The 26,096-nt window shown below is 60.6% G+C and carries 27 protein-coding genes; 13 read left to right on the forward strand and 14 right to left on the reverse strand.

Features of this window, described 5'->3' with window-relative positions:
• Window positions 1-137 precede the first annotated feature (137 nt).
• The gene (locus RFM40_RS19320; protein WP_320227949.1) at window positions 138-986 is read left to right on the forward strand and encodes a LysR substrate-binding domain-containing protein; all 849 of its coding nucleotides are present in this window, start codon (window positions 138-140) and stop codon (window positions 984-986) included.
• Here RFM40_RS19320 and RFM40_RS19325 read toward each other — a convergent pair.
• From RFM40_RS19325 to RFM40_RS19345, 5 genes are all read right to left on the reverse strand, one after another.
• The gene (locus RFM40_RS19325) at window positions 983-1,174 is read right to left on the reverse strand and encodes an SDR family oxidoreductase (RefSeq protein ID WP_320227948.1); all 192 of its coding nucleotides are present in this window, start codon (window positions 1,172-1,174) and stop codon (window positions 983-985) included. The genes RFM40_RS19320 and RFM40_RS19325 overlap by 4 nt on opposite strands.
• A gap of 316 nt (window positions 1,175-1,490) precedes the next feature.
• Entirely contained in the window at window positions 1,491-2,909 is a 1,419-nt protein-coding gene (chrA, locus tag RFM40_RS19330) for a chromate efflux transporter (protein ID WP_320227947.1), read from the reverse strand.
• Between the two features lie 17 nt (window positions 2,910-2,926).
• Window positions 2,927-3,865 carry a chromate resistance protein ChrB domain-containing protein gene (locus RFM40_RS19335; protein WP_320227946.1) on the reverse strand — a complete coding sequence of 313 codons (939 nt, stop codon included), beginning with the start codon at window positions 3,863-3,865 and terminating at the stop codon, window positions 2,927-2,929.
• Window positions 3,862-4,311 (reverse strand): hypothetical protein, encoded by a 450-nt coding sequence (locus tag RFM40_RS19340; protein ID WP_320227945.1) that lies wholly within the window; start codon window positions 4,309-4,311, stop codon window positions 3,862-3,864. Before RFM40_RS19340 ends, RFM40_RS19335 begins: the two co-directional genes overlap by 4 nt.
• 86 nt (window positions 4,312-4,397) lie before the next feature.
• Window positions 4,398-5,270, reverse strand: coding sequence for a class I SAM-dependent methyltransferase (locus tag RFM40_RS19345; RefSeq protein WP_320227944.1), 873 nt, complete (start codon window positions 5,268-5,270; stop codon window positions 4,398-4,400).
• Between the two features lie 151 nt (window positions 5,271-5,421).
• Between RFM40_RS19345 and RFM40_RS19350 the strand changes: the two genes are divergently transcribed.
• Entirely contained in the window at window positions 5,422-6,036 is a 615-nt protein-coding gene (locus tag RFM40_RS19350) for a TetR/AcrR family transcriptional regulator (protein WP_320227943.1), read from the forward strand.
• Between the two features lie 38 nt (window positions 6,037-6,074).
• Here the strand turns inward: RFM40_RS19350 and RFM40_RS19355 are convergent, their stop codons facing one another.
• From RFM40_RS19355 to RFM40_RS19365, 3 genes are all read right to left on the reverse strand, one after another.
• Window positions 6,075-6,515: a YqaA family protein gene (locus RFM40_RS19355; protein ID WP_320227942.1), complete on the reverse strand. Its 441-nt coding sequence runs from the start codon at window positions 6,513-6,515 to the stop codon at window positions 6,075-6,077.
• A gap of 7 nt (window positions 6,516-6,522) precedes the next feature.
• Window positions 6,523-7,845: an MFS transporter gene (locus tag RFM40_RS19360; protein WP_320227941.1), complete on the reverse strand. Its 1,323-nt coding sequence runs from the start codon at window positions 7,843-7,845 to the stop codon at window positions 6,523-6,525.
• A 559-nt stretch (window positions 7,846-8,404) separates the two neighbouring features.
• Window positions 8,405-9,475 (reverse strand): NAD/NADP octopine/nopaline dehydrogenase family protein, encoded by a 1,071-nt coding sequence (locus RFM40_RS19365; RefSeq protein ID WP_320227940.1) that lies wholly within the window; start codon window positions 9,473-9,475, stop codon window positions 8,405-8,407.
• Between the two features lie 228 nt (window positions 9,476-9,703).
• Here RFM40_RS19365 and RFM40_RS19370 point away from each other — a divergent pair, with 228 nt between their 5' ends.
• The 9 genes from RFM40_RS19370 to RFM40_RS19410 all read left to right on the forward strand — a co-directional run bounded on the left by RFM40_RS19370 (window position 9,704) and on the right by RFM40_RS19410 (window position 17,340).
• A complete protein-coding gene (locus RFM40_RS19370; RefSeq protein ID WP_320227939.1) occupies window positions 9,704-10,675 on the forward strand; it encodes a LysR family transcriptional regulator in 972 nt (323 codons plus the stop codon).
• Complete coding sequence (locus RFM40_RS19375; protein ID WP_320227938.1) at window positions 10,672-12,132, forward strand: NAD(P)/FAD-dependent oxidoreductase; 1,461 nt, start codon at window positions 10,672-10,674, stop codon at window positions 12,130-12,132. Before RFM40_RS19370 ends, RFM40_RS19375 begins: the two co-directional genes overlap by 4 nt.
• Window positions 12,129-12,611 carry a CMD domain-containing protein gene (locus RFM40_RS19380; RefSeq protein ID WP_320227937.1) on the forward strand — a complete coding sequence of 161 codons (483 nt, stop codon included), beginning with the start codon at window positions 12,129-12,131 and terminating at the stop codon, window positions 12,609-12,611. Before RFM40_RS19375 ends, RFM40_RS19380 begins: the two co-directional genes overlap by 4 nt.
• Window positions 12,608-13,171 carry a peroxidase-related enzyme gene (locus RFM40_RS19385; protein WP_320227936.1) on the forward strand — a complete coding sequence of 188 codons (564 nt, stop codon included), beginning with the start codon at window positions 12,608-12,610 and terminating at the stop codon, window positions 13,169-13,171. The genes RFM40_RS19380 and RFM40_RS19385 overlap by 4 nt, the downstream gene beginning before the upstream one ends.
• 55 nt (window positions 13,172-13,226) lie before the next feature.
• Entirely contained in the window at window positions 13,227-13,967 is a 741-nt protein-coding gene (locus RFM40_RS19390; RefSeq protein ID WP_320227935.1) for an amino acid ABC transporter ATP-binding protein, read from the forward strand.
• A 24-nt stretch (window positions 13,968-13,991) separates the two neighbouring features.
• The gene (locus RFM40_RS19395) at window positions 13,992-14,819 is read left to right on the forward strand and encodes a transporter substrate-binding domain-containing protein (protein ID WP_320227934.1); all 828 of its coding nucleotides are present in this window, start codon (window positions 13,992-13,994) and stop codon (window positions 14,817-14,819) included.
• 67 nt (window positions 14,820-14,886) lie between these two features.
• Window positions 14,887-15,603 (forward strand): amino acid ABC transporter permease, encoded by a 717-nt coding sequence (locus RFM40_RS19400; protein WP_320227933.1) that lies wholly within the window; start codon window positions 14,887-14,889, stop codon window positions 15,601-15,603.
• Between the two features lie 18 nt (window positions 15,604-15,621).
• A complete protein-coding gene (locus tag RFM40_RS19405) occupies window positions 15,622-16,314 on the forward strand; it encodes an amino acid ABC transporter permease (RefSeq protein WP_320227932.1) in 693 nt (230 codons plus the stop codon).
• A 147-nt stretch (window positions 16,315-16,461) separates the two neighbouring features.
• Window positions 16,462-17,340 (forward strand): sulfite exporter TauE/SafE family protein, encoded by an 879-nt coding sequence (locus RFM40_RS19410; protein WP_320227931.1) that lies wholly within the window; start codon window positions 16,462-16,464, stop codon window positions 17,338-17,340.
• A gap of 113 nt (window positions 17,341-17,453) precedes the next feature.
• On the opposite strand, the gene RFM40_RS19415 is transcribed toward RFM40_RS19410, so the two are convergent.
• Genes RFM40_RS19415 through RFM40_RS19440 form a run of 6 tightly spaced genes read right to left on the reverse strand, consistent with a single transcriptional unit; the run spans window position 17,454 to window position 24,155 of the window.
• Window positions 17,454-18,473, reverse strand: a complete 1,020-nt coding sequence (locus tag RFM40_RS19415; RefSeq protein ID WP_320227930.1) for an ABC transporter ATP-binding protein — start codon at window positions 18,471-18,473, stop codon at window positions 17,454-17,456.
• Window positions 18,470-19,465, reverse strand: coding sequence for an ABC transporter ATP-binding protein (locus RFM40_RS19420; protein WP_320227929.1), 996 nt, complete (start codon window positions 19,463-19,465; stop codon window positions 18,470-18,472). Before RFM40_RS19420 ends, RFM40_RS19415 begins: the two co-directional genes overlap by 4 nt.
• Complete coding sequence (locus tag RFM40_RS19425; protein WP_320227928.1) at window positions 19,458-20,366, reverse strand: ABC transporter permease; 909 nt, start codon at window positions 20,364-20,366, stop codon at window positions 19,458-19,460. The genes RFM40_RS19420 and RFM40_RS19425 overlap by 8 nt, the downstream gene beginning before the upstream one ends.
• Complete coding sequence (locus tag RFM40_RS19430) at window positions 20,357-21,292, reverse strand: ABC transporter permease (protein ID WP_320227927.1); 936 nt, start codon at window positions 21,290-21,292, stop codon at window positions 20,357-20,359. Before RFM40_RS19430 ends, RFM40_RS19425 begins: the two co-directional genes overlap by 10 nt.
• An 11-nt stretch (window positions 21,293-21,303) precedes the next feature.
• Complete coding sequence (locus RFM40_RS19435; RefSeq protein ID WP_320219867.1) at window positions 21,304-22,881, reverse strand: nickel ABC transporter substrate-binding protein; 1,578 nt, start codon at window positions 22,879-22,881, stop codon at window positions 21,304-21,306.
• Entirely contained in the window at window positions 22,821-24,155 is a 1,335-nt protein-coding gene (locus tag RFM40_RS19440; protein WP_320227926.1) for an amidohydrolase family protein, read from the reverse strand. The genes RFM40_RS19435 and RFM40_RS19440 overlap by 61 nt, the downstream gene beginning before the upstream one ends.
• Window positions 24,156-24,331: 176 nt before the next feature.
• Here RFM40_RS19440 and RFM40_RS19445 point away from each other — a divergent pair, with 176 nt between their 5' ends.
• Both RFM40_RS19445 and RFM40_RS19450 read left to right on the forward strand, forming a co-directional pair.
• A complete protein-coding gene (locus RFM40_RS19445; RefSeq protein WP_320227925.1) occupies window positions 24,332-25,012 on the forward strand; it encodes a GntR family transcriptional regulator in 681 nt (226 codons plus the stop codon).
• Between the two features lie 39 nt (window positions 25,013-25,051).
• Window positions 25,052-25,747, forward strand: a complete 696-nt coding sequence (locus tag RFM40_RS19450) for a flavin reductase family protein (protein ID WP_320227924.1) — start codon at window positions 25,052-25,054, stop codon at window positions 25,745-25,747.
• Window positions 25,748-26,096: the final 349 nt, after the last annotated feature.

Consider the following 26,096-nt stretch of genomic DNA (forward strand, 5'->3'; position numbering starts at 1 on the left):
GCAGTAGCAGGTCCTTGCTGGATCAATGTCGAACACGGCGTCGGCCGCCCCGTGGCCGATGTCCACATTCTGGTCAATGATGCCGTCCAATCAAACGAATAGAATTGTTAATCGCTATTCGATATGCTGATAGCGAAATGCGCACGATACTCGACCTTGAACTCCTGAACACTTTTGTCGCCGTCGTCGAAACGGAGAGCTTCACAGCAGCCGCGCCCTATGTTGGCCGCAGCCAGTCCGCCGTAAGCATGCAGATGCAGAGGCTGGAGCAATCCCTGGGAAAACAGCTCCTTGTCCGAACACCCAAGGCCGTGGTTCCAAATGCGAGCGGCAACCAGTTGCTCGAATACGCACGCCGTCTTTTGGCATTATCCGACGAAGCATCGGCGACGATTACCCGGCAATCGGAATTGGCGCGTGTTCGTCTCGGCGTCCCGGACGACTACGCCGCCTCTCTGCTTCCGCAGATTCTACGGCGGTTCGCGAACGAACATCCGCGGGTCGTCATCGAATTGGTCTGCGAGCCTTCGGAGAGGCTGAATAGGGCAATCCGCGACAATCGAATCGACCTTGCGGTTGTGACGCGCGCCGCGGATCAGAGCATTGAAGTACTGAGGCGGGAACGATTGGTGTGGGTGTCGTCTCCAACACACGCAGCCTGGTATTCCGATCCCCTCCCCGTCGCTCTTTTCGAAACAGGAACGGCCCGCGCGCATGTACTGCGCGCGCTTGCCGATAGCGGTCGCGCGTACCACTGCACCTATTCCAGCGCTAGCCTCTCAGGCCTCGTGACGGTCGTCCGGTCCGGGCTATCCGTCGCGGGCTTGGCGTTGTGCAGTGTTCCCGATTCACTTCGTGTCATCCAGGATGTTGAGGGACTTCCGCAACTCGACGACCTGGAGATCGGGATTCTTCAAAACCCGATATGCGATCTTCGTGCGGTCGATCGTCTGCGCGATAGCCTTCGCCGCGATCTTTCGAACTAGATCCGACCGCCGTCCACGATAAATTCTTGCGACGTGCACAGCGCGCTGTCATCAGCGGCCAGGAACAACGTCATCGCTGCGATATCGTCGGGCTGAATGCGCGTTCGAATGGAGCTTCGATACGGGATTCTCCTTCGGGAGTGAGATGCTCGCGCCTCTGTCTCTCGGTCATCACTTTCGAAGAGCATTCTTGAGGTAGGCAGGCGTCCAGTGCTTTCGATGAGAAGGAGACATTGACGGACAAAAAGCCCAACTAATTTCCTTGGAACCCAGAACTTTGACGGAGAGCACTTACACCTACTTATAAACAAGTAGGTGTAAGCGATCGATTTTTAACAAGTTGGTGGGCCCGGAGGATGTGATACTTCTAAGGAAAATCAATGGTTTAGTGGATGGTTAGCCAACCCATATCCTTCGTATGATCTCGTATGGTCTGGCGAACCGCGGGGCGAAGAATAACATAACTGGTTCGAATCGCCCGCCTGAAAACCCCGCGGTTGGTGCTTAAATCGGACCAGCCACGAGAACCCCATAGAGCATCCCCAAAACGGAACACCCCACAAGCACCTGGATCATACCAACCTTAAAGCGGAAGACTGCCACCATCGCGCCAAGCGTCAGAATCAGGGAGGCGATTTTCAAGGACGTCATGACAGGGGCATCCACAGTAATCCCAAAGCCATGAATCTGATGGAGCTGAGCAAACAGGACGTGCAACGCAAACCACACGGCCAAATTGAGAACGACGCCGACGATCGCAGCTGTGATCGCCGACAACGCCGCAGACAGCGCCTTGTTGCTGCGCAGCACTTCCATGTACGGAGCCCCAAGGAAGATCCATAGGAAGCAGGGGACGAAAGTCACCCACGTCGTGAGAAGGCCGCCGAGCGTGCCCGCGAGCAGCGGCGACATGGAGCCCGGCGATCTGTATGCCCCCATGAAGCCGACGAATTGCGTGACCATGATGAGTGGGCCGGGCGTCGTCTCAGCCATGCCGAGGCCGTCCAGCATTTCGCCCGGCTTCAGCCAGCCATAGTGGTCGACAGCTTGCTGCGCGACATAAGCCAACACCGCGTATGCGCCGCCGAACGATACCGCAGCCGTCTTGGAGAAGAAGAAACCGATATCCGTGAACACGTTGCCTTGCCCGAACATCGCCCACAAGACGAGAGTGGGAGCGAGCCACAGTACCAGGAAGATGCCGGCAACCCTGAGGGACCAGCCTATCGCTGGGCGCGCATGGGCGGGCGTCTCCTCACCGAGCGCCGTGTCGGCATCGGCGACTTGCTTGCCGCCGACCTTGGCGTGGCTACCGCCCGGTGCAAAAGCGGCCCAGCCAACCCGATTGCCGAAATACCCAATGAGGGCTGCTGCAAGAACAACCAGCGGAAACGGAACATGGAATAATGCGAGCGCGACAAAGGCCGCAACGGCCAGCCCCCTTAGGACATTGTTCTTCAGGGCGCGGCGACCGATCCTGAGCACGGCTTCGATCACAATTGCCAAAACTGCTGCCTTCAGCCCGAAGAACAGCGCCTGGACCGCCCCGACGTTGCCGAAAATGGCATAGACCCAGCTGAGGGCCATGATGGCGACAGCGCCGGGTAGCACGAAGAGAATACCCGCAACCAGTCCGCCCTTGGTCTTGTGCAGAAGCCAGCCGATGTAGATCGCGAGCTGCTGCGCTTCCGGACCTGGCAGGAGGTGGCAATAGTTCAGGGCCTGGAGGAAGCGGTTTTCTCCGATCCAGCGCTTTTCCTCCACGATGATCCGGTGCATCACCGCAATCTGGCCGACAGGGCCGCCAAAGCTCAACGCGGCGACACGCGCCCAGACGCGGACGGCCTCGCCGAAGGAAATGCCGTGTGCGGGCACATCGGCAGACTGGGCTGGCGCGATGTCTATGTTTTTGATCTTGCTCATGGCCAATTCCTGCTCGGTCAGCCGCGCTGGGTGCTGAAGTATTGATAGAGGTTGTCGAAGACCGGCCCGCCTTGGGCGATGCGCTGGTCGTCCCGCTCGTTGGCCGCGCAGATACCTGCGACGAGGCTGGCGATGCCCGTCGTCTCCTCGCGGCCGAACTTCGAATCCTTCAGGTCTATGTCATGGACGATCTCGGAGATGGCCTCGAGGGCTGGATCGGCCAGGCCCGCGCGGGTCAGCAGGACCTCGAAGCTGCAGCGGTCTCCTTCGTGAGTAATCTCCCCCTCGAACATGTCGAAGCGCAGTTCCCCCGCTTTCGGGACGTAGCTCTTTCCCGGCACGAAGCGGATGACGGCGTCGGGATCGATGAAACGGCGGATCAGCCAGCTGCAGGCAATGCGATCGACATGCACGCCCTTTCGCGTGACCCAGGTTCTTCCCTTGAGATCAAGCGCCCGCGGCGGTGGTTCCGGCTGTTGCTTGGTCATGTCAGCATCCTCTGCGAGCCTGTGCTCCAGCTCGGCGAGCAAGCCCTCTGCCGAAAGGCGGCCCGTTGCTCCGAAGAAGTCGATCGTCGCGACATCGGCAAGCCGCTTGCGCAGGCGCGCAGCCTGTGTGCGGAGCTCGGCCCGGTCCTCGGCCGGCGCGGCCGCAAGCCGCGTTGACAGGTCTTTCGCTTCCTCGATTATCTCCCCGTAGTCCTCGTCGCGAGCGGCATCGAACAGAGCGCGGGCCTGGTCATCCGAGAAACCGTCGATCAGCCGCGCCTCGCACACCATCGCTTCGCCGCCGCCCTCGACGATCTCCTTCAGGAGCCATTCGAAATCCTCCTGAGTCTCGGCGTTCGCAGGAAGCGCATAGACTGTGCTCCTGACCGCTACCGCGCCGATGCCCTGCAAACGCCGCCAGACCTTCACCCGGAAGTAGGCTGGCTTGCTCGGCAGTTGGTGGATCAATGCACGACTTGCTTTCGGTTCCCCGCGATCAAAACGTATAACTTGGAAAGCTGACCGTCTTTTCCAGTCTCGGCATTCTTCTCGGCGAATTCGGCGTGGTCGACCTTCGGCAGCTTTACCGAGCACGTCTGCACCGCTCGCCCTTCCATGCTGCCCTTGGTGACGGCAACCGTCGTCCCATTCGGCAGGTCTTCCCCTGCCTGCCAGCCACGAAAAGCCTTGACGCCTTGGACCGGGGCAAGGGCCGCGTCGCCGGAGAGCGGTGTCCAACGGCGTGTCATTGCGAGCGCCACCGTTCGCTCGAAGTCAGGACCGTGGGCGAGACAGGTCCTGTGAAAGGCGTCCACGGCCTGATCGACACCGTCGGCAAGCGAAGGCAGCGGAACCAGGGACACACCTGCAAGCGTCACGAAGAAAATGCACTTGCACATCAGCGTGCCTTCCAACGAGGACGGAGCAGCCCCAGACACCCGATGCAGCCAACATAGGTCGAAGCTGGGCGCCGGCAAGCCAGGCCGCCCGGCCCAATTCCTTAGGCTGGCCCGCCCCTGCTCGCCGTCGCGCGGACATAGTTCAGGTTCATTGTCCCGACGGGACCGCTGTCGGCGATCTTGAATCCGTCTTCGGCCAAAAGAACCCCAACCGCATCCATGTCGACATGACCGTGCCGGTGCAGCCGCGGCATCCGGGATTGGCGCGCCGGCCTGCCGAAATCGATCAGCAGCAGCCGGCCGCCAGGCTTCAGCACGCGCCGAGCCTCTCGGAAGAAGGCCGAGCGGACGGGCTTCGATAGGTGGTGCAGCATCAGCGTGCCAATCACGACGTCAAAATGTCCGTCAGGGAAGGGAATTTCCTGGGCGGTCGCATTGACGAAGTCGATTTCCAAGCCGGCGCGAATGGCCTTGGAGCGCGCCTGGTCGATCATCTCGGCAGATGCGTCGACACCAGCGACGCTGCCGGCCGGACCGACCAGCCGCCTTGCTGCAATTGCCAGCGTGCCCGTGCCGCACGCAACGTCGAGCACCGCCTCACCGGACTGGAGGCAGGCAAGCCTCAGCATGCGGTCACGGAACGAGCCCTCGCGGCCGAATGTCAGCACGCGCGCCAGAAGATCATAGCCTGCGGCCCGATGTAGGACGATGCCAATGCCTCTGTCGCTGGCGCCATGCACGCCGCGATTGGACCTTCTGTGGCGAAGGCTGCCCCAGAACAGCACTGCCGCGACAACGGCGAGGATGAGGCCGTGCAGCGCGCCAGTCCAGACACCAGCATCGAGATAGCCGGCCCCGAGCTTCAGCATGATCAGGAAAGCGGCGACTAGCGAAAGTTTGACAACTACGGCAAGCGCGACAAAGCCTTTGCGGGACTGCTGTCCATTGCCGGCTCGACGACCGGTCGAATACATATCTGCCTCCTTTTCAAATTCTTCGGCGGGCTCAGAGACACTCCTGAGCTCTGGACTTTGCGTATCATATTGGACAGAATGTCCAGAAATGCCGTTCTCGGACACCGGGATGCCGAATGTCCGAAACCGCACGCGGCAGAGGACGGTGACCATGAAAATCGATCGGAGCGACGACAGCGGCACGATCGACCGGCGCGTCGCCCGTACGCGCGCCATGCTGCAGGACGCGCTGATCGCACTGATTCCTGAACGTGGCTATGCGGCCCTTACCGTCGAAGACATCTGCGAGAAGGCCAATATCGGCAGGTCGACCTTCTACACCCACTATGCCGGCAAGGATGAGCTGCGCAGCGCGACGCTTGAAGCGCATCTGCGCTCGCTGACCCAGAAGCGCCCGTCGTCAAGCACAGAGCCAGGCAAGCGGCTGTTCGAATTCAGCCTGCCAATGTTCGAGCATGCGCATGCGTTCCGCTCGCTTCACCATGCGTTGTTGTCAAGCAGCGGCGATACGATCCACGACCAGCTGCGTGACCGTATCCGGCGCGCCGTGCGTAGCGAGCTCGCCGGCAATATGCCGGCCGGCATTCCGCTGGAATTCGCCGTCCAGTTCGTATCGGGAGCGTTCCTTGCGGTGCTCGCCTGGTGGATCGCCGAAGGGGCAAGCCTGTCGGTGCCGCAAATCGACGAGCTGTTCCAGCGAATGGCGGCTGAGGGTATCGGCTTCCCCGACGTCGATGGCGTGGATGCCAAACCCGCGCGGCGGTAGCGTTGTGCATCGGCGACTGGCGAGGTGACTCCAGCCGCCTACAGCCAGTTGAGAACGGCGCTCGAGAGGGCGAGATAACGGGCGGCTTTCGCGGCCATGACGATGGGAACAAAGCTCCAGAGCGGTTCACGAAGCACGCCGGCCACCACCGTCAACGGATCGCCGATGACGGGAGCCCAGCTCAAGAGCAGGCTCCATCGGCCGTAACGATGGTATCGTACAGCGGCGCGGTCGAGGACAGTGGGCTTCACCGGAAACCATCTGCGGTCGCGAAAACGGTCGATGCCGCGCCCGAGCAGCCAGTTGACCACCGAGCCAAGCACATTGCCGGCTGTCGCGACCAGGATCAGCGCGGCCGGCGAATGGGCGCCCGCCAGGAGCAGGCCGGCCAGCAGCGCCTCCGATTGCAGCGGCAGCACAGTCGCCGCCGCAAACGCGGTCAGGAACAGTCCGCCGAAGGCGGCAAAGTCGCCAAGCATTCGCCAGTCAGCTTGCCTTCGGCCATTTTGGATGCCGATCGTCGACCACAAAACTATGCGCGTGCTCGTAGCCCTCCTCCGTCCAGAGGGCGTCCTCGAGATGGGCGTGGCCATGCGGCAGGTCGTGATGCACGTGGGCAATGACGTCGGGATCATGACGCGGCCACAACCACAGCGCCGCCAGGAACGCAGCGGCGCCGATGGTACCAAGCAGAAGATAGGTGAACGGCAGGCCCATCGCCGCCCCGACGCGTCCGGCGATCGGATAGGTGATCAACCAGCAGGCATGCGACAGCGCGAACTGCGCGGCGAACAAGGCTGGCCTGTCGACGGCGTCGGCGGAACGGCGGATCAAGCGGCCCGACGGGGTTTGGGCGATGGAGTAGCCGAGCCCGAGCACAAACCAGAGCGCCAGCAGCAACGCATATTGGCCCACAAGCGGCCCAACGAACATGCCGGCCACCAGGATGGCCGCGCCCGTCAGCATCGCCGTGCGGTCGGGAATGTTCTCCAGCAGTCGTGGCAGGGCAAGCGCGGCGATCATGGACCCGCCGCCAAAGGCCGCGAGCGCGAGCGCGGTCTGGCGCTGCGAGAGGCCGAACTGGCCCTGTACGAGGACGACGGTGTTGACGATGACCATGGCGCCGGCCGCGCCGACCGCAAGATTGAGGGCAAGCAAACCCCGCAACCGCGGCGTCGCGAGATAGATACGCAAGCCGCGGGTCGTGCGATCGTAGATGCCGCGCGGCTGCGCGGGTTTCGGGCTCGGCAGCACGACCGAAACCACCAGCGCGGCGGAAGCCAGAAATCCGATGACCGTGCCCGCGAAAAGGCTGTGGAAACTGATCACCGAAAGCAGCGCCGCCGCCAACATCGGGCTGGCGACGCTTTCGAGATCGTATGCCAGGCGTGAGAGGGAAAGCGCCTTGGTATAATCCTTCTCGTCCGGCAGAACGTCTGGGATGGTGGCCTGGAAGGTCGGCGTAAAGCCGGCCGAGGCCGACTGCAAAATGAAGATCAGGACATAGACCTGCCAGATCTCGGTGACGAAGGGCAGGAAAACCGCGACGCCGGCGCGCACAAGATCGAGCGCCACCAGCATGCTGCGCCTCGGCAGCCGCTCCGCGAAGGCGGCCGCTACCGGCGAGACGCCGACATAGGCGATCATCTTGATGGCGAGCGCGGTGCCGAGCACGGCGCCGGCATCCTCGCCTGCGAGATCGAACGCCAGCAGGCCGAGCGCCACCGTCGCGAGACCGGTGCCGATGAGCGCGATGACCTGCGCCATGAACAGGTGCCGATATGTACGGTCGGCAAGGACACTCAGCATAATATTTCTCTTCTTGATTGGCCAACGGCGCGCAACATGACCCGTCGGGTCGCAAGGTTAGTGGTGGTGGCCTTCCGGCTCGATCCTCTTCAACGGCAGCACCCGGTTCCTGCCACAAGTCGCTCTGCTCCCTCTGGAGAACAATCACATCAACAAGGCACGCTTTCGGGCGGGTACCTGCGCAATCCTATCGTTTCAGCCAGCCGGTTGTCCCTCCCCGTTCATCTGGGCCAATCGGTATTCTTGGTTCCCCGCGCGGTCGGCTTCAGATATTGTAGCAAGATTGGATATGATGGAGGGCGACCAGGAGGCCCGACTAAATGCGCAGATTATTTCAAAGAATTTGGCACACCCTACGAACGGCATGCACGGATAACGCGAGCTATATCAACATTTTGCTGGCGTCTACCATGAATAGGCCCTCATATCCTAGGACTGCCCGTTGAATTCTCTGCAAATCAGCCAGTGAGAATTCCACGCCACCTCCTCCGTCGTGTGATACGTTCGCCTTACCGCCTCCATCAGGACTGACATGGTTCAGCATTTCCGCTGTGGCTAGTCAGAATCCCTCACGCGAAAGGTGAGCGAGGTCCACGTCTGATAACCCGTCGATTCCAAGAGCCGGAAGAATATCGTTATCTGCCTTGAGATCGCGACCGTAAGCCGCCGACAAGATCGAAATTCCAGACTCGTGAAGTATGGCCGGATACCCAGTGATCTTGCCCAATAATGCGGTCGGCAGCAGCCCGAACGGAACATCCTCGAGAATGTAACGGCTTTCGATGGTTGTTGGACCAAAACCACCGCGGCCTTGGCGGTCCATCTCCTGATTCATCTCGGAAACGCTTCCCACCGGAACATGGAACGACAACGAAAAATGCTCTTTGACGGTGCGAACCGCGATACCAAAATGGGCGGCGATAGCCAACCGCTCGGCATCCAAAGCCTCGATAAGGCGGCCGACGGCAGGGGTTACGTTTCCCCCCTGGCTCCATTGCTCGGCCTTTTCCATACGCGTCAGATTAAGAAGGGCAATTCCCAAATGGTTTTGCGGATTGAGGTTGCTGAGCGCGATCGCAAGCAGGCCATCGCGCTTGACGAAACGATCGCCGAACAAGATCGTGCAAAGATCGTGTCCTTGATCTTGGTAACTGAAAGGCAACGTCGCAACATCAAGCTTCTGACGAACGGTGGTGACAAGGACTCCGGTTGGTCCCTGCTGGCGGCCTGACAGGAGCGTTGTGCCCCAAACGACGATCGGCAATGAGACCTTGCGTTCAGCCATCCGCTTGGAGAGATAAAGCGCCGCGAACGAACAATGCGAACTGATGATGACCGGTATTCCATCAGTCAGATGGGGGATGGCCGCATCCATCACCATCTTGTGGCCGTAGGCCGGAAGCGCAATCACCACCACGTCCGCGTTGATGATGGCATCTTTGCAATCCTTGGCAATGCGCACCGGAACCGTTGCCTCGATGTCCCCCGTTGCTTTCAACAGTTCGCCAGCAGCCAACGCCCTGGTGCGCTGTCCCGAGGGTGACCAAAGCATTGGCGAATGTCCCGAATTCGCCAAATAGGCGGCAACGCCATAAGCGATTGATCCGGCGCCCAGAATACTCACGCGCATAATATTCCTCCTGCTGCAGGCTTTATGGTTCGCCATTGCTGTCGGTCAGCTTCAATTTTTCATTAGGTGGTTCCGCAAGTTGGAGCCGCGACAACCGTCATTGGCCCTCGCGATCAGCTCTGAGCCGGCAAAATGCACAAAGCCGCAACGAACATTAGTTTCCCCTTGACATATATCAAAAACGAATGAGACGATGTCAATCATTCGGATTATGCATGTAGGGAGAGCATGGAAACCCGGGACCTTCAGACCTTCCTTGCGGTTGCTGCCAGCGGCAGCATCACCAAGGCGGCTGACATGCTCGGTCGTTCCCAGCCTGCGGTGACACGCACCATTCAGGATCTCGAGGCCGAGCTTGGCTTCGAATTGCTGCATCGGATCGGTCGACGCGTGCAGTTGTCTGAAGAAGGAGTCGCCTTCGAGGAGGAAGCGCGGCGCCTGCTGATGTCCTTCACCGAACTCGCGGCGCGGGCCAAAATGATCGCCGCCGGCAGGGGCCGTATCCTGCAGATTGTCACAACGTCCGCGATCGGCACTGGCTTGATCCCGACGGCCCTGGCTGAGCTCAAGGGTGTCGAGCTTCCGCATGAGACGCATCTCGGGCAGTTTCTTCCCTCGATCGTCGCCCAGGAAGTGCGCAGCGGACGTGCCGAAATCGGGTTTTCAAGTCTGCCGCTCGATACGCCCGGTCTGGATGTCCTGCGGCTCTACTCGGCGCCCGATGTTGCTGCCGTACGGGAGGACGATCCACTGGCTGAACTTGATGTCGTTCCGCTTTCGGGTTTTGCCGGTCGCCGCGTCGCCACGCTGCTCAATCCGCTGCGTTTTCAGTTGCACGTCGCCAAAGCGCTGGCGGCCCGGGGCATCGACACCGGCCCGGTGATCCGGACCAATACTGCCTATGGCGCCTTGCAGATCGTGCGCAAGACCGGGGTCGCGGCAGTTATCGATCCCCTCACCGCCTATGGAGTGCCTTTGCCGGGTGTCGTCATTCGCCCGCTCGATGTAACCGTTCTCTTTTATTGGGGCGTTGTGGCTGCAGCAAACCGCCCCCTTCGTCCAGTCGCGCAGGCGTTGATTGACGCGGTCGAAGCGGTGGCTGAACGGTCGATTGCCGGCTTCAGGAAACTCGATCCAGCCCTGGCCGGACAATTGGTGACCGATCCTGCGTCGGGCACAAATCACGGAACCGGAATATGAAGCATACTCCCACCCCAGCAGGCCTTGCTGCGCTGGAAGCTCAGCTTGCCCAAGATCTCGAGTTTCTCGAGCTCCCTGCCAAGCCTTGGGTCCCCAAGCAAATGCATGACGGCGTGCCGGTCCGCGACGTCGTCGTCATTGGCGCCGGCATGTGCGGACTTGCCGCCACAGCAAAGCTTGTGCTGACCGGGATAACCAATGTTGTTGCCTATGATGCGGCTCCGGCCGGGCTCGAAGGACCATGGGTGACGTTTGCCCGCATGCAAACGCTGCGCTCGCCGAAGACCCTGAACGGCCCCTCGCTTGGCCTGCCGCAGCTGACGTTCCGCGCCTGGTTTACGGCACAGTGGGGCGTTGAGGCCTGGCAGGCGCTGGACAAAATCCCCAGGAGCCGGTGGATGGACTACCTGGTCTGGTACCGGAAGGTTCTTGCCCTCCCGATCCGAAACAGCGTGCGCATGACCGGTGTCACGCCCGTTGATGATCTGATTGCGATCGATGTCGAAGGCGCGGAAACGGGCCGGGTTCTCACCCGCCATCTCGTTCTGGCCACGGGTCGATCCGGCCTCGGCGGTTTTGCCGTGCCCGATTTCCTCAAGGGCATCGATCGCACCTATTGGGCCCATTCTGCCGATGAGATCGATTTCGATGCGCTGAAAGGCAAGCGTGTGGCGGTCATCGGCGCAGGCGCCTCTTCCATGGACAATGCCGCAACGGCGCTCGAGGCGGGCGCCGGCTCTGTCGACATGTTGATCCGCCGCAAGGAAATGCCGCGCATCAACAAGCTGACCGGCATCGGCAGCCAGGGAGTTGTGCACGGCATCTACCACCTGCCCGATGCGTGGAAATGGAAATTCTTCGACTACACCGCCTCGACCCAGACGCCGCCGCCACGTTCTTCGACGCTTCGTGTATCTCGCCACCAGAATGCACGGTTCTTTCTCGACTGCGGCATCGTCGCCGTAAAAGAAGATGCCGGCGGGCTTCTGATTGAAACCACGCAAGGGCCAATGCGCTACGACTTCCTGATCGCGGCAACCGGCTTTTCAAACGACTTCAGCGACCGCCCGGAATTTGCGGCGATCGCTCCCTACATCCGGACCTGGTCGGATGGTCGATACACGCCAGATATGGGGCCGCCGCGTCCAGGCATGTCGGAGGCGCCGGATCTCGGTCCCGCTTTCGAGTTTCGCGAACGCGTTCCCGGGTCCTGCCCGATGCTGGCGCATATCCACTGCTTCAACGACGCCGCCATGCTGACCCACGGCAAGGTCTCCGGCGATATCCCAGCCGTCAGTGCCGGTGCCGAGCGTCTGGTCCGCGGCATCACCGCATCGCTCTTTGCCGAAGATGTCGAAACCCACTTCGCCAACCTGATCGCCTACGACACGCCCGAACTTCTGGGCGACGAATGGGCCGATTCAACACCTCTGCTGCAGAAGGAAGCCGTCCAGTGATCGACGCAATGGATAAGGCCGCCGGTCTTTCGCCGGAAGATGCCCTTTTCGCCACGCGGCGGTTTCGACCAGAATTCGTGCAAGGCGCGGAGGAATGTCGCCTCTCCGTGCTGCGGCCGGCAAACGACCAAGGGCTGGCGCCGAATTTGCGAGTTGCTCTGGCCCGTCGCATGGCCGCTCTGAATGCCGATCCGGTCCTGATGGCCGAGTACGATGTGCAACTGGCTCAGCTTGGTCCGACGGAGCAGCTTCTGGCCTTGGCCCGGGGGGACGCCGATCTGGAGGAACCGTTGGCGACCATCGCCAGGCATGTCGACCTGATCACGCTGACGCCGAAAAAGGCAGAGGCGAGCCACATCGTGCTGCTGGCGCAGGCGGGGTTAAACAATCCTCAGATCGTCGCGCTCTCCGAACTGATTGCCTTCGTAAACTTCCAGACGCGGGTCGCGACCGGTCTGCGATTGATGAGGTCGGCATGATTTCTTCGGTTCGCCTGAAGCCTCTGAATTGGCATCCCTACATCGCACCGGTCGAACTCTCCGAGGCCACGCCGGAACAGCTCGAAGCGATGAAGGTCACGCCGTCTGCCAAGAAAGTTTCGGAGTATGTACGCACCCTTGTACATGACCCTGAGAGCTATCTTGCCCGCACTGTTCTATTCAACGCCATCATGTATGTCGAAGGCGGGCTTGCCCGCCCCGATCGCGAACTTGGCGCGCTGGGCGCCTCGATGGTCAACGGCTGCAAATTCTGTGCCGTCGTTCACGCCCGCAGGCATGCAGAGCTGACCAAGAGCGATGAGGTGGTCACCGCGCTCTACCTCGACAAACCCGATAAGCTTGGGCCGCGCGATGCGGCAATCTACAGCTTTGCCCGCCGTCTTTCGGCGGCGCCGTCGGAAGCGACAGCGGGCGACATCGCCTCGCTGCGATCCGTGGGCATGGATGACGCCGAGATCATCGACCTCATCCACGCCATAGCGATCTTCGGCTGGGCAAACCGGCTGATGCACGTTCTAGGCCACGCGGAGAGCGGGTGATGACGTCGCATATGGTCAAGCCAGTCCGTCCCACACTTTGAAGGGCCAACCAGAAATGCTTGAACTCAAAGATATAAAGCTGTCTTACGGAAGCACGCAGGTCCTGAACGGCGTCAATCTCTCGGTAAAGCGAGGTGACGTGGTGTCGATCATCGGTCCGAGCGGGACCGGCAAGACCACGCTGTTGAAATGCATCAACTACCTGGCCAAGCCGTCGTCCGGAACCATCGCGTTCGACCAGATTCGGATGGATTACCAGCGCGCCGACAAGACCGCTGTCCAGGCGATCCGGCTCCGGACGGCTATGGTCTTTCAGCAATTCAATGTCTTCAAGAACATGACGGTCCTCCAGAACGTGATGGATCCGCTTGTCGTCGTGCAGCGCAAGTCCACGGACGAGGCGCGTGAAATCGCGCTGCGAGAGCTTGAAAGGGTCGGCCTTTCAGCGAAGCGGGACAGCTATCCTTCCCAGCTGTCGGGCGGCCAGCTCCAGCGCACCGGCATCGCGCGTGCGCTGGCGGTTCGTCCCGACGTGATGCTCTTCGATGAGCCTACGTCATCGCTGGATCCTGAACTCGTCGGTGAGGTTCTGAAGGTGATTAAGGATGTTACATCCTCAGGGATCACTTCGCTGCTTGTGACCCACGAGATGCAATTCGCAAAGAACATCTCGAACCGGATCGTCTTCATGGATCGTGGCGTGGTTGCCGCCGATGGCAGTCCGGCCGAGATCTTCGATGCGCCTTCCAGCCCACGACTTGCTCAATTCCTGCAGTCAGAACTCGCTTTTCAATAGCTCAACAAGAAGGGAACCCAAGAAATGTCTGCAATCACATCCAGTTTTTCCCGTCGCGCCGCCCTGGCGGTTGCCGGCGGCATCGCGATCGCCCTTGCAACCGCAGGGATCAGTCATGGCGAAACGGTCCGCACGATCAAGATTGCGACGTCGGCGGAATCCAAGCCGCTGGCGTGGGGCGCGATCGGCGTCGAACCGCAAGGCTATGAACCCGATCTCCTGAGGGCAATCAACGCGAAGCTGCCGCAATACAAGTTCGAGATGGAAGGTGTCTCCGATATCGCGCAGGAAACCGGTCTCGCCACAGGCAAGTACGACATCGCGGTCGGTGGCTATTACAAGTCGCCAGAGCGCGCCAAGCAGTTCTTCATCCCGGAAAACCCGATGGGCGCCAGCCTGATGAAGATCTACAGCAAAAAAGGCAGCGGCATCAAGGAAATGAAAGACCTTGTCGGCAAGAGGATCGTTCCGACCACGGCCGGCGGCGGAACCTACAAGTTCATCATGAACTGGCAGAAAGAGAACCCGCAATACAAGCTTGACGTGACGGCATCGAGTGCCGGCATCCCCTACCCCAATCGACTGGACGAAGTGCAAAACGGCAAGTTCGACGCGCTTGTCCTGCCTTCGAACTTGGGCGAGCAGACCGTCATCGAGGAAAAGAAGCTCGACATCGTGGCGTCCGATCCGGTCTTCAGCAACAACACCTACATGCTGATTCACAGATCAGATGAAAACAAGGTTTTGGCTGACGATTTGAACAAGGTTCTCAAGGAGTTGAAAGACGACGGCACGATCGAGAAGCTCTCGCAGAAATGGTTCGGCGAGGGCATCGTCCAGTACATGAAATAACACGGCCGTCTACGACCGTGTTTGTTAGTCAGCGGCAAGGCTGAATTGCAAGAAGGAGTGATTCAAAGTGGATGTTTCTGCTATGATTCCCGAGTTGCTCTCGGCGTTGCCGCTGACGCTCGCCATCACGTTCACGGCCATGTTAGTCGGCTTTTGCCTGGCTCTCGCGGCGACAACACTTCGGGTTCGCCGGATACCGGTGGTCAGTCACCTGACCGATCTCTACGTGTCGTATGCCCGGAGCGTCCCCGTCGTCCTCCAGTTGTTCGTCGCGTTCTACGGCCTTCCCTTGTTGGTGGCCCTGTTCGGCTCCGCAGATTTTTTCTCGCCGACGGTCGCTGCAATGGTGGGACTTAGCTTTTACCACGGGGGATATCTGTCGGAAGTCATGCGGCCCGCATACCTGGCCGTCGATCGCGGCCAGCATGATGCGGCAGACAGTCTAGGATACACCTTCCGCCAGAAGATCGCTCGCGTCGTAGGTCCACAGGCGGTGCACTTCGCATTGCCGGGCTATGGAAACTCCATCATCTACCTGATCCATAACGTTGCGCTGGTCATGTACATCGGGGCGGCGGACGTGATGGCGACCGCGCATTTGATCATGGAGCGCGACTACAATCAGTACCAGTTCGAAACGTACCTAGTGCTGGCGGTCATCTATTCGCTGATGTGCCTGATCGCGTGGCTCATCGTGCGCTTCTTCGAGCTTCGCTCGCCAATGCAAGCCCCAGAGACGACGACAACAGCTCAGATCAAGAACGCGGCCGTCGCAAGCGTGTGACGTAAGGGTAATCCGACCATGTTTGATACCGATATTCTGCTTCAAGACTCGCAGGAAATTCTGGGCGCCGTACCCGTAACGCTTGGCATGGCCTTCACGATTTTCGTCTTGTCGACGATAGTCGGCAGCCTTTTTGCGCTCGTCGAATATAGACGGGTCCCTATCCTGCGAGAGCTTATCATGGCCTACAAGGTCGTCTTCAAAGGCGTTCCGATGGTCATCGTGATTTTCCTCGCCTATTTCGGCCTGCCCCCGGCATTCCAGTTCCTGCTCTCGTTGCTTGGGATCAACTTCAACGGCCACGAAACGCCCAACTGGGTAATCCTTGTCATTGCAGTGACCGGCTGTGTCGCGGCATTTCAAGCGGAGATCATCAAGGGAGCCCTGAACGCCTTCGATACCGGTCAGTCGGACGCCGCCCATTCGCTAGGCTATACGGGCGGCCAACTGTTCCGACGGATTCTATTTCCCCAGGTGGCCCTCACGGCAATTCCAGACCTGACGACCTCGATGATGGTCATCATGAAGGCGCTTTCCCTCGGGTTCGCCATCGAGGTTGTCGATATCTTCGCCCAGTCGCAGCTGACCGCCGCGTTGAACTACTACTACCTCGAAGCCTTCGTGATTGCCGTCGTGATCTACATGGTGATTGCCTATATCGTCACCCAGATTGCCGACCGGCTGGAACGGGCGCTGAGAGTGCGGACCTGACCTATTACCACTCGCCAAGAGTAGAGTTTTCTCCTGCGGAGTGGCAGACGATTGAGACCCCTAAGATCGCGACGCCGACGTGGGTCGGCGTTCGTGGCTCGAACCCCTTGACCGGAACTGGCTCAGCGCAGGCACGTTTTCTGCCCGATGGACTGGCTGCAACTGGGACTGCTCTGCGGCGCGGGCTTTCTGGCCTGGACCCTCAACACGCTGTCGGCGGGCGGCGGCGGACTGCTGCTGATCCCGGCGGTCACCTTCCTGACCGGCAGTGCCGCCGTCGCTCCGGTGATCACTCTCACCGAGCTCATGGCAAATCCGGTGCGGATCTTGGCGTTTCGCCGCGACGTCGATTGGAGCATCGTGCGCTGGTATTTGCCGGGAGCCATCGCCGGGGCGGCAGCCGGCGCCTGGCTGTTCGCCAACGCGCGCGCCGAGTGGCTGCAGATCCTCATCGGGCTCTATCTGATAGGCGCGGTTTGGGAGTTCCGGGCCGGTGCACGCGAGCGGAGTTATAAGGCACGGCGCTGGTGGTTCTTGCCCGCCGGGCTCATCGTGTCCTTGCTTTCAGCCCTGATGGGCACAGTGGGACCCGTGCTGAATTCACTTTACCTGAACTATGGCTCCAGCAAGGAGACGCTGGTGGCGACGAAGTCGGTGAGTTCCTTCGCGACCGATGTGATCAAGATTGCAGTCTTTACCGGCCTTGGAGTGTTCAGCGAGCATGCCCTTGCCTTCGGCTTAGCGACCGGGGTTGGCGCGGCGGTCTCCACGTTTGCGGCAAAGCCCATGCTCGAACGGATGAGTGGACGCCAATTCCGCACAGCCGTCGTGGTGCTGATGGCTGTGAGCGGCGCGGTGATGATTTGGAAACAGCACGAGGTCATCATCACGCTTTATCACGAACTAGGTAAGACCGCGGGACCGGATGTCGACCACTATCCCGCCGGCGGCCCGAGCCTTGCGAGCATTGCTTGGCCGACCGCCGCCGCTGATGGACAGATGTGGAAATCAGGAGACTCGAACTAACCCAGTTTCACAATGTCCAATGCGTTGTCTCGCGCGCCAGCGAGATTTACGCCTCGTGTCCGGAAGCGGCGAACTGTACTCGGCTGAGAGCTTCTAGGCTGCCAGAAGCGTAGTCACGCCGCATTGGCTTCGGGCGGCGCAATGAGCGCCGAGCGCTTCCCACGATGGAGATCCTTAGCGAACACGCATGCCGAACTGTGCCCCGGGGAGAGCTTATAGGCTGGCGGCACCTGCTGCTTGCACTCGTCGATCGCCAAGGGGCAGCGCGTCCGGAACCTGCAACCTGACGGCGGACTGGTTGGGCTTGGCACCTCGCCGACCATGACCGGTGCCTTGCGCTGCCTTTCAGCGACCGGATCGACCTCAGGAGCAGAAGCCAGCAGCATCTGCGAATAGGGATGGCTCGGATGATCGTAGAGCTCCTGCGATGGTCCGTGCTCCACGATCTTGCCGAGATACATGACATAGACGCGCGATGCTGCCTGCCTGACCAGAGCAAGGTCATGGGCAATGAACAAGCAGGCCACCCCCAGGTCCTTCTGCAGGCCCAGAAACAGGTTCATCACCTGGGCCCTGATCGACAGGTCCAGCGCGCTGACCGGTTCGTCGCAGATCAGCACTCTTGGATTGACCGCAAGCGAGCGCGCAATCGCGACGCGCTGGCGCTGGCCACCGGACAGCTCCCGCGTATGACGGTCTTTGACCACCTCCGCCAATCCGACCTGGTCGAGGAGTTCCCTGGTTCGACGGTTGCGGTCGCTTTGCGACCTGACCCCATCGATCAGCAAGGCTTCGTCGATCGCCTCACCGACGGTCTGCCGGTCGTTCAGGGCCGAATATGGATCCTGGAACACGTATTGGAGTGCCCTGCGACTGCTGCGCAGCGCCGCCCCGGAAAGCGTGCTGAGGTCTACCCCGTCAAGCAGGACTCGCCCCGCGGTCGCCTTTTCGAGGCCGACGATGGTGCGGCCAAGCGTCGATTTTCCGCAGCCGGACTCGCCCACCAGACCGACGATCTCGCCAGGATACAGCTCGATCGAAACGTCGTCGACGGCATGGACGAACTTGCCGCGCTGAACGCTTTTGAAGCGCGTTTGCAGGTTTTCGACTTTGAGAACAGGTTCGCGCGTCATGCCGCTGCCTTTCCTTGGTTGACGACCGTGCAGGCCACAACGACCGCGCCGTCGGTCGACCGCACAAGCGGGGGACGGCTTGCCGAGCATGAAGGAATCGCAAGTTCGCAGCGAGGCGCAAACGCGCAGCCCTTGATCGGCGCCCCTAGCGTTGGCGGTATGCCCGGAAGTCCTCGGAATTCCGAACCGATCGGGTCTTCGCGCCGCGGGATCGCGTTGATCAGTCCCCTGGTGTACGGATGGCGCGGGGTGACCAGGACCTTATCCACCGGCCCGCGCTCGGCGGCCCGGGCAGCGTACATGACGACGATGTTGTCGGCGGCCCCGGCGACCACACCCATGTCGTGCGTGATCAGGACCATGGCCATGTTAAGCCGCCGCTGCAGGTCCTTGAGCAGGCGCAGGATCTGAGCCTGGACTGTCACGTCGAGGGCGGTCGTTGGCTCGTCCGCTATCAGCAGTTTCGGCTCGCCGGCCAAAGCAATGGCGATCACGATGCGCTGGCGCAGGCCACCCGAAAGTTCATGGGGGAACTGTCGAAGGCGTGCGGCCGGATCGGAGATACCGACTAGCTTGACGAGGTCCAATGCTCGCTCCTCGGCCCCGCGCGATGTCATGTTGAGATGGAGTTCCGCCATCTCTGCGATCTGCCGTCCGATACGCCGGACCGGGTTCAGCGCGCTCATCGGGTCCTGGAAAATAAACCCGATCGACTTGCCCCGTATCTTGCGAAGCTCGGATTCCGGCAGGCCGATCAATTCCCGCCCGTCGAAGCGCACCGAGCCCGACAAGTTTGTCGTCACACCCGTCGGCATGAGACCGAGCGGCGCGAAGTTCATCACAGTCTTGCCGCTGCCGCTTTCCCCGACGATGGCAAGGCATTCTCCTTGCCGGACGGTGTAGCTGACGCCGTCGACGGGGCGCACCGCGGCCTTCGCAGTCAGGAGATCGACCGTCAGATTGCTGACGTTCAAAAGCGGTTCGTCATGCATCGGAATTCTCCTTGGCCCAGCCGGCAACCTCAATTCCGCGCATGGCGAGCGTCCGCCGTGAAAGCGGCTTTGGCACGCGATTGAGTGCAATGGATTCGCCCAGCGTGTTGAAGCCGATCACCGCGGCCGTCAGGGCCAGGCCGGGCAGGAGAACCTGGCGAGGGTCCGACTCGAGATAGGGCAAAGCATCGACAAGCATCTGTCCCCATTCGGGCGTCGGCGGCTGGATGCCCAAGCCAAGAAAGCTGATGGTCGCGACAGCCAGGGCGGCCGTCCCGGCATCCGCCGTTGCATAGACCATCACCGCGCCGATTGTGCCGGGCAACAGATGGCCGAAGTAAATGCGCCAGGGGCTGGCGCCGAGGACACGCAGAGCCTCGATATGCGGCTTGCTCATGATGCTGACCGCAACGGCCCGGCTGATGCGACCGCTCATAGGCCACCAGGCCAGGGAGAGGGCCAGCACCATGGTCCAGTAACCGGGCCCGACGATTCCGATGACGGCAAGGGCAGTAATCAGGCTGGGGATGGACAAGCCGACGTCGACGATGCGCATCAAAAGGTCGTCGACCCAACCACGGTGATACCCGGCGATGGTACCCATCGCTATGCCTATCGTCATCGCGATGATGAGAACCGCGCCAACGCTGACCAACGAAGTGTTCGCCGCGATGATCAACCGGCTGAGAGTATCGCGTCCGAGGTGGTCGGTTCCGAGCCAGTGGGCGAGAGTTGGTCCCTGACCGGCGTCCAGCAGGTTCTGCGCACTGGGATCCTGTGGAGCGAGCCAAGGCGCGAACGTGCCCAGAGCGATAAACAGGGCAGTCACGATCAAGGCCAGCCGGGGCATTTTGTTCAGGCGGGCGAAAACAAGCTTGAGTCTGTCCATAGTCAGCTCCATTGACGCCGAATGCGGGGATCGGTCATCAGGACTGCGAGGTCGACGACCAGATTCACCACGATGAAGAAGGTGAGGAAGATCAGCAGGCATGCCTGCACGACCATGAAGTCCCGGAACTTGACGCCCGCGAGGAAATAGTCGCCGACGCCCTGCCACGCGAAAAGCGGTTCCACGATGATCGCGGTCGCGGTCATCAGGCCGACCTGGGTTCCGAGCGCATTGATGAACACAGGCGTGATGTTCGGCAGCGCGTCCCGGAACAGGATGGCGGTCCGCCCCAGACCCTTGCTTTTTGCCGTCAGCACGAAGGGGCTGGCCATGGCCTCCTCCAGCCCGACGCGAACGACACGACTGAGCACTGCGGCAGGCAGGACGGCGACGGTAAGCCATGGCAGCACCCAGGTCTCAGGGCCATCGAAGCCGAATGACGGGAACAGTTGAAAGGCGACGGAGAAACCGTAGATCATCAGCGCCCCGACGAAGAATGTCGGTGTCGAGGCGCCAAGGAGCGCCAGACCGCGCGAAACGCGGTCCGGCAGTCTGTAAGGCCAGAAGGCACCGAGGAAGCCGAGAGCCAAGGCCAGGAGCGTCGCGACCACGGCACTGCCGGCGATAAGGGTCCCGGTGACGAACATGCGCTCTGGCAGGTCCGCGCTGACTTCCTTGCCCGTTCTGTAGGAGATGCCAAAGTTCCCCCGGACAGCATCACCAAGCCAATCCACGTAGCGCATCAGCAGCGGCTTATGCAGTCCTATCTCTTCGGCAACCTTTTCGACGTAGCCCGGTGTTGCCACTGCTCCCCTGAGTTCAGCGATGAGAACGGCGACGTTTCCCGGAGCCGATACAACCAAGGTGAAGCAAACCAGGGACGCCATGAAAAGCAGGACGAGGGAATGCTTCAGCCGCTTGCTGATGAAGTGGATCAAGGCGCCCTCCCTTACCCGGCCAGCACGATATTTTCGTATGGCATGTCGTATTCGGTGACCGGGCTGGTGAAGCCCTGGACCCGCTTGGAGTGCGCCCAGATGCTGGGAACGTAGACCAGCGGTGCGATCGCGTCGTTGTCGCGCAGCCAGTCGTAAACTTTCTGGATTGTTGGCTCGATTTGATCCCCCGTGGCTGCCGTCGCCGCGTTGATCAGCGGGTCCAGATTCGCCGGGTCGGTGAACAGCTTGCCTTCGACGTCGTTGTTGAAGGTCGACAGGCACAGCGCCACAACCGTGCCGAACGGATCGTAAGGCGCGCCATAGGTCAGGAAGAAGCCAAGATCGTACTTCCGTTCCAGCATGTCGGTGTGCTTGGAAGCGTGGTCGACCGAACGGATGACCAGATCGATGCCGATCTCCTTCATCTCCGACTGTATGACCTCTGCCACGACACGCGAGCCTGGAACGGCATCAGGGCTGACGACCATCTCGAGGGTAAGCGGCTTGCCGCCCTTGGAACGCACGGGGCCGCCCGTCCAACCTGCCTTCTCCAGGAGCGCCGACGCCGCCGCCACGTCGCGGACGGGAGCGTCGTTCTGCTTTCCAGCAAATGGCAATGCATCCGAGAACAGGTTCCCCGCCGGCTTGGCATAGCCTTGGTAGAGCGCTTGGGAAATCGCCGCGCGGTCGACGCCGAGGCTGATCGCCCTGCGCACCTGCGGATCCTTGAGCGCCTCTGTTCGATCGGGATTAAAAGCCATCACCAGCGTGACGTTGCCCGGATCAATGACCACGTTGAGCCCTGCGGCATCGAGTTGCTTTGCCTCGACGGGGGTCAGCGGGGCGATCCAGAAGCCGCCGATCAGGTCGATCTCGCCGGCGCGCAAGGCGGCAACCCGCGCGCGCGGATCAGGAATTACCTTGGCCTCAAGGCGCTGATAGGTCGGCTTGTCGCCCCAATAGCCGTCGTAGCGTTCGAAGAGGCTTTGAGTATCGTCGGCGCCAACCTGGCGCCACGGACCGGTACCCACGGGCTCAACGAATTTGCCGTTCGCATCGACCGACTTGGGGCTGAGGAACCGCGGTGGTCGGGTGTATGAGAGCTCCTGCATCAGCGCCAGCGGCGGCTCTTTGAAGCGAAGGGTTATGCGGTGGTCATCGACCACTTCCAGCGCCTGAAAGTATTTGGAGCAGTTCATCCAGCTGAATTGATCGAGCCCCAGCCAGCGCTCCAGATTCCACTTGCAGCTGGCTGCATCGAACGCTGTGCCATCCTGGAAGGTGACACCCTGGCGCAGTGTAAGCTGCAGCGTCTTGCCGCTGTCCTCGATCTTCCAGTCGGTCGCAAGGCATGGCTCGATCTGGCCTCCCTTGCCGTACCGCACCAGCGGCTCGAACATCAGGTCCTGGATGGCCCAGATTGCGTAGTGGCTTTGCGGGTCAAGATTGCCCGCGGGTTTGGCGATAGCCACCCGCAATGTGCCCGCCGCTCCTGCGGCAAAGGCAAATCTGGTGAAGCTAGCGTCGGCTAAAGCGAGGCCCAGCGCGCTCGACCCGACCTGCAAGAATGTACGCCTGCTGAATGACATTGGATATCTCCTCTCTTTGCTTCTCGCTCCCCAGCGCCCTTCAGTTCCCTAAAAGGCGCGTCCTTTTTGTATAGACATATTTTGAACTGGTATACAATCTGTTTCTGATATCGTATCCATATTGGATCGCACTCTGTGTTCAGATCATGCAGTTGCGATACGACGGCATCGGCCACTGTCTCGCCCTCCACCAACACGACGTCGCCCCAGCAGCCCGGCGCAAGTCCGTAGCGCTCCAGCGCAATCACTTGGGCGCCGCCGCGCGTGCAGACATCGAGGGCCGCCTCGAGTTCATCGTCGCGACGGAAATTGTTGCGCAGGCCAACAAACATGGCGCGTTCCAGCATGTCGCCGTTACCGTAAGGTCCCCAGGTGTCGCGGATGCCATCATTGCCGGCGCCGACAACCACGCCGGCGGCGCGCAGCTTCGCGACCGGTGGCGACGGCCGCGAGGCTGGCCCGGTGGTCAGGATATGGATCGAAAGTTCGGCCAGTTCGTCGATTAGTCGGCCGACATAATCGGCGTCGGGCATGCCGAGACAGAAGGCATGGCTGACTGCCACTCTTCCCTGCATGCCCAGTGCGCGGGTGCGCTCCATGATGAGCTCGAGCGAAAAGGCGCCAAGCTCTCCCGCTTCATGCAGATGGACGTCGACAGGTCGACCAAAGCGCTGAGCAAGGTCGAAAACCGCATCAAGATGGCCTTTTGGATCGCGATCGATGCCTGCGGGATCCAGCCCGCCGACCACTTCGGCGCCGAGTTCCAGCGCCTTTCCCATGAGTTCCACTGTGCCCGGCCGGATCAGCATGCCGCTTTGGGGAAAGGCGACAATCTCGATGTCGACAATGTCACGCAGTTCTTCACGGGTGCGCATGACGCCCTCGACACCGGCAAGCCCGTGCACGGTGTCAATGTCGACGTGGCTGCGGATATGGGTGGTGCCGTGAGCCACCGAGGCAAGCGCCTGGCGACGCGATTGGCGGGTCGGGTCGATGCCCAGGCGGGTCTTGGCCTCGCGCTCGTTTTCGATCTTGTCCATCAACCGAGGACCGACCTCGTTCCGATACCAGGCCATTCCGATCAGCGATTTGTCGAGATGGGTGTGCGCTTCGACCAAGCCGGGAATGATGATGCGGCCACCACCGTCTTCCACCGGAGCCTCCAATGCGGAGAGCTCCGGTTCGATGCGCGTGATACGCCCGTTCTCAACAAGAATATCGACGTTGGCGCCGCCCATCGGGCGGACATTTCTGATCAACAGATTGGATGTCATGCGGGGCGCTCCTCCCATTGAAGCAGCACACCGTTACGCGGCGCTGCCAAAGCTGTCCTGCAGGTCCGTGTACGCAATTAAGTCATAACTGTATACATAAATCAACGATGATCGTATCCCGTATTGACAGAAACGTGTCTGCAGCGATAAGTTGCGGGGAAGCTAAGGGGGATGCGATGACACAATCGAGTCGGGCTGAAAGCGTCTACGTGTCGCTGCGGCGCGCCATCATTGAACAGGCGCTTCGCCCCGGCATGAAATTGCCCGAAGACGCTATTGGCGAGCAGTTTGGCGTGAGCCGGACCAGCGTGCGAAACGCCCTCGTACGACTGAGTGCCGAGGGCCTTGTGGAGGTGAGGAACAACCGCGGAGCCTGCGTCGCCGAACCGACGCTAGAAGAAGCCCTGGATATCTTTTCCCTGCGGCGATGCCTGGAACGCGAGGTGGTCAACAGGCTTTCGAGAAAGATCACACCCGCACAGTTTGCGGCGCTTGAAGCACACGTCAGGCTTGAAAAGGACGCTGTGGGTAGCAACGGGCCCTTGTCGATACGGCTGGCGGGTGAATTCCACATTCTGCTTGCAGAACTCACGGGATCGAAGCCCCTGACGCGCTATGTCAGCGAAATCGTATCGCGGTGTTCACTGATCCTGGCCTTATACAGCCGCCCGCATTCCGACCAGTGTGGCGTGGACGAACACGTAGAAATCATTCAGGCGCTACGGCAGCACGATCCCAGCCGGGCCATGCATGCGATGGAGCATCATCTCGAGGCTCTCGAGACTAGGGCGCAAATCAGCAATCAGGCTGAGCCCGACGTTCGCTCAATCTTGAGCAAATATGTTCGAACGGGGTGACCACTCCCAAAACAGTTCAGAAAATTCCAGGAGGAAATAATGCTCAATCCCCAGCGCGAGCCGGCGGGTCAGCGGAGCCGTGTGAGTATCGATTTCGCCCGGATTTCGCCGCGCGAACGTTACAAGCTGCTGATCGGTTCGGTGGTACCTCGGCCGATCGCCCTGGTCACGACACGTCACCCGGACGGAACGATCAATGCCGCGCCCTACAGCTTCTTCAATTGCCTTTCTGCCGATCCTGCAATCCTGGCGCTTGGCGTGGAGAACCACAACGACATGTCCTTCAAGGATACCACGCTCAACATCCGACTGACCGAGGAGTTCACGGTCAACATCGTGGACCATGCCTTGGTCGACGCAATGAACGTCTGTGCCGTCCCCTTTCCTTCCCACATCGACGAATTGGCCGAAGCGGGGTTGACGCCCGTGCCCGGCGAGACAGTCCAGTGTCCTTATATCCACGAGGCGCCCATTGCCTTTGAATGCCGCCGACATCTGACGCTCGGCCTCGGCAAATCGCGCGAGATTGTCCTTGGTGAAGTCACACGGATGCACATCCGTGAGGATCTAATCGATCAGGAACGCTTCTACATCGACCAACTCGGACTAGACGCCATCGGCAGAATGGGCGGCCATGGTTATTCGACCACGCGGGATCAGTTTGACCTGCCGACTATGTCCCACGAACGTTGGCTGGCGGTGAAGCCAAAATCGCAGGATGTTGAGATCCCATAGCTGGGCTACATGCCGCCGCTCTGCCCACCCCTCAACTTGCTTGATGGACAGGGTCGGCCAGGCGCTGATCACAGCGCAACTACTCAAGCGCATCCACCTCAAGCGAGCAGCCGCGAAGCCGTAGGATCGCAGATTTCGATATCCTTATCGATTTTGGCAGTTGCATTTGAATGAGGGCCGGTCGCAGCAGTCAAAAACAGGAACGCTCTCGCCCAAAGCTTTCGCACTAACTTCCAGTAAGTATTTGATTTTCTTACGAAATTCCAATTGCCATTGCTTTGAACCAATAGATGGAGGGACGAATTACTGGTTAGTTAGAAATAGTGGGCGGATCAGAAAATTACCAGCA

It is taken from the genome of Mesorhizobium captivum (assembly GCF_033977165.1).
Lineage (GTDB): Bacteria > Pseudomonadota > Alphaproteobacteria > Rhizobiales > Rhizobiaceae > Mesorhizobium > Mesorhizobium captivum.

Excerpts from the sequence above, each read along its gene's own strand:
- RFM40_RS19320 (WP_320227949.1), top strand. The coding sequence starts at position 138 with ATGCGCACGATACTCGACCTTGAACTCCTGAACACTTTTGTCGCCGTC.
- RFM40_RS19325 (WP_320227948.1), bottom strand. The coding sequence starts at position 1,174 with ATGCTCTTCGAAAGTGATGACCGAGAGACAGAGGCGCGAGCATCTCAC.
- chrA (WP_320227947.1), bottom strand. The coding sequence starts at position 2,909 with ATGAGCAAGATCAAAAACATAGACATCGCGCCAGCCCAGTCTGCCGAT.
- RFM40_RS19345 (WP_320227944.1), bottom strand. The coding sequence starts at position 5,270 with ATGTATTCGACCGGTCGTCGAGCCGGCAATGGACAGCAGTCCCGCAAA.
- RFM40_RS19350 (WP_320227943.1), top strand. The coding sequence starts at position 5,422 with ATGAAAATCGATCGGAGCGACGACAGCGGCACGATCGACCGGCGCGTC.
- RFM40_RS19355 (WP_320227942.1), bottom strand. The coding sequence starts at position 6,515 with ATGCTTGGCGACTTTGCCGCCTTCGGCGGACTGTTCCTGACCGCGTTT.
- RFM40_RS19360 (WP_320227941.1), bottom strand. The coding sequence starts at position 7,845 with ATGCTGAGTGTCCTTGCCGACCGTACATATCGGCACCTGTTCATGGCG.
- RFM40_RS19365 (WP_320227940.1), bottom strand. The coding sequence starts at position 9,475 with ATGCGCGTGAGTATTCTGGGCGCCGGATCAATCGCTTATGGCGTTGCC.
- RFM40_RS19370 (WP_320227939.1), top strand. The coding sequence starts at position 9,704 with ATGGAAACCCGGGACCTTCAGACCTTCCTTGCGGTTGCTGCCAGCGGC.
- RFM40_RS19375 (WP_320227938.1), top strand. The coding sequence starts at position 10,672 with ATGAAGCATACTCCCACCCCAGCAGGCCTTGCTGCGCTGGAAGCTCAG.
- RFM40_RS19385 (WP_320227936.1), top strand. The coding sequence starts at position 12,608 with ATGATTTCTTCGGTTCGCCTGAAGCCTCTGAATTGGCATCCCTACATC.
- RFM40_RS19390 (WP_320227935.1), top strand. The coding sequence starts at position 13,227 with ATGCTTGAACTCAAAGATATAAAGCTGTCTTACGGAAGCACGCAGGTC.
- RFM40_RS19395 (WP_320227934.1), top strand. The coding sequence starts at position 13,992 with ATGTCTGCAATCACATCCAGTTTTTCCCGTCGCGCCGCCCTGGCGGTT.
- RFM40_RS19405 (WP_320227932.1), top strand. The coding sequence starts at position 15,622 with ATGTTTGATACCGATATTCTGCTTCAAGACTCGCAGGAAATTCTGGGC.
- RFM40_RS19410 (WP_320227931.1), top strand. The coding sequence starts at position 16,462 with ATGGACTGGCTGCAACTGGGACTGCTCTGCGGCGCGGGCTTTCTGGCC.
- RFM40_RS19415 (WP_320227930.1), bottom strand. The coding sequence starts at position 18,473 with ATGACGCGCGAACCTGTTCTCAAAGTCGAAAACCTGCAAACGCGCTTC.
- RFM40_RS19420 (WP_320227929.1), bottom strand. The coding sequence starts at position 19,465 with ATGCATGACGAACCGCTTTTGAACGTCAGCAATCTGACGGTCGATCTC.
- RFM40_RS19425 (WP_320227928.1), bottom strand. The coding sequence starts at position 20,366 with ATGGAGCTGACTATGGACAGACTCAAGCTTGTTTTCGCCCGCCTGAAC.
- RFM40_RS19435 (WP_320219867.1), bottom strand. The coding sequence starts at position 22,881 with ATGTCATTCAGCAGGCGTACATTCTTGCAGGTCGGGTCGAGCGCGCTG.
- RFM40_RS19440 (WP_320227926.1), bottom strand. The coding sequence starts at position 24,155 with ATGACATCCAATCTGTTGATCAGAAATGTCCGCCCGATGGGCGGCGCC.
- RFM40_RS19445 (WP_320227925.1), top strand. The coding sequence starts at position 24,332 with ATGACACAATCGAGTCGGGCTGAAAGCGTCTACGTGTCGCTGCGGCGC.
- RFM40_RS19450 (WP_320227924.1), top strand. The coding sequence starts at position 25,052 with ATGCTCAATCCCCAGCGCGAGCCGGCGGGTCAGCGGAGCCGTGTGAGT.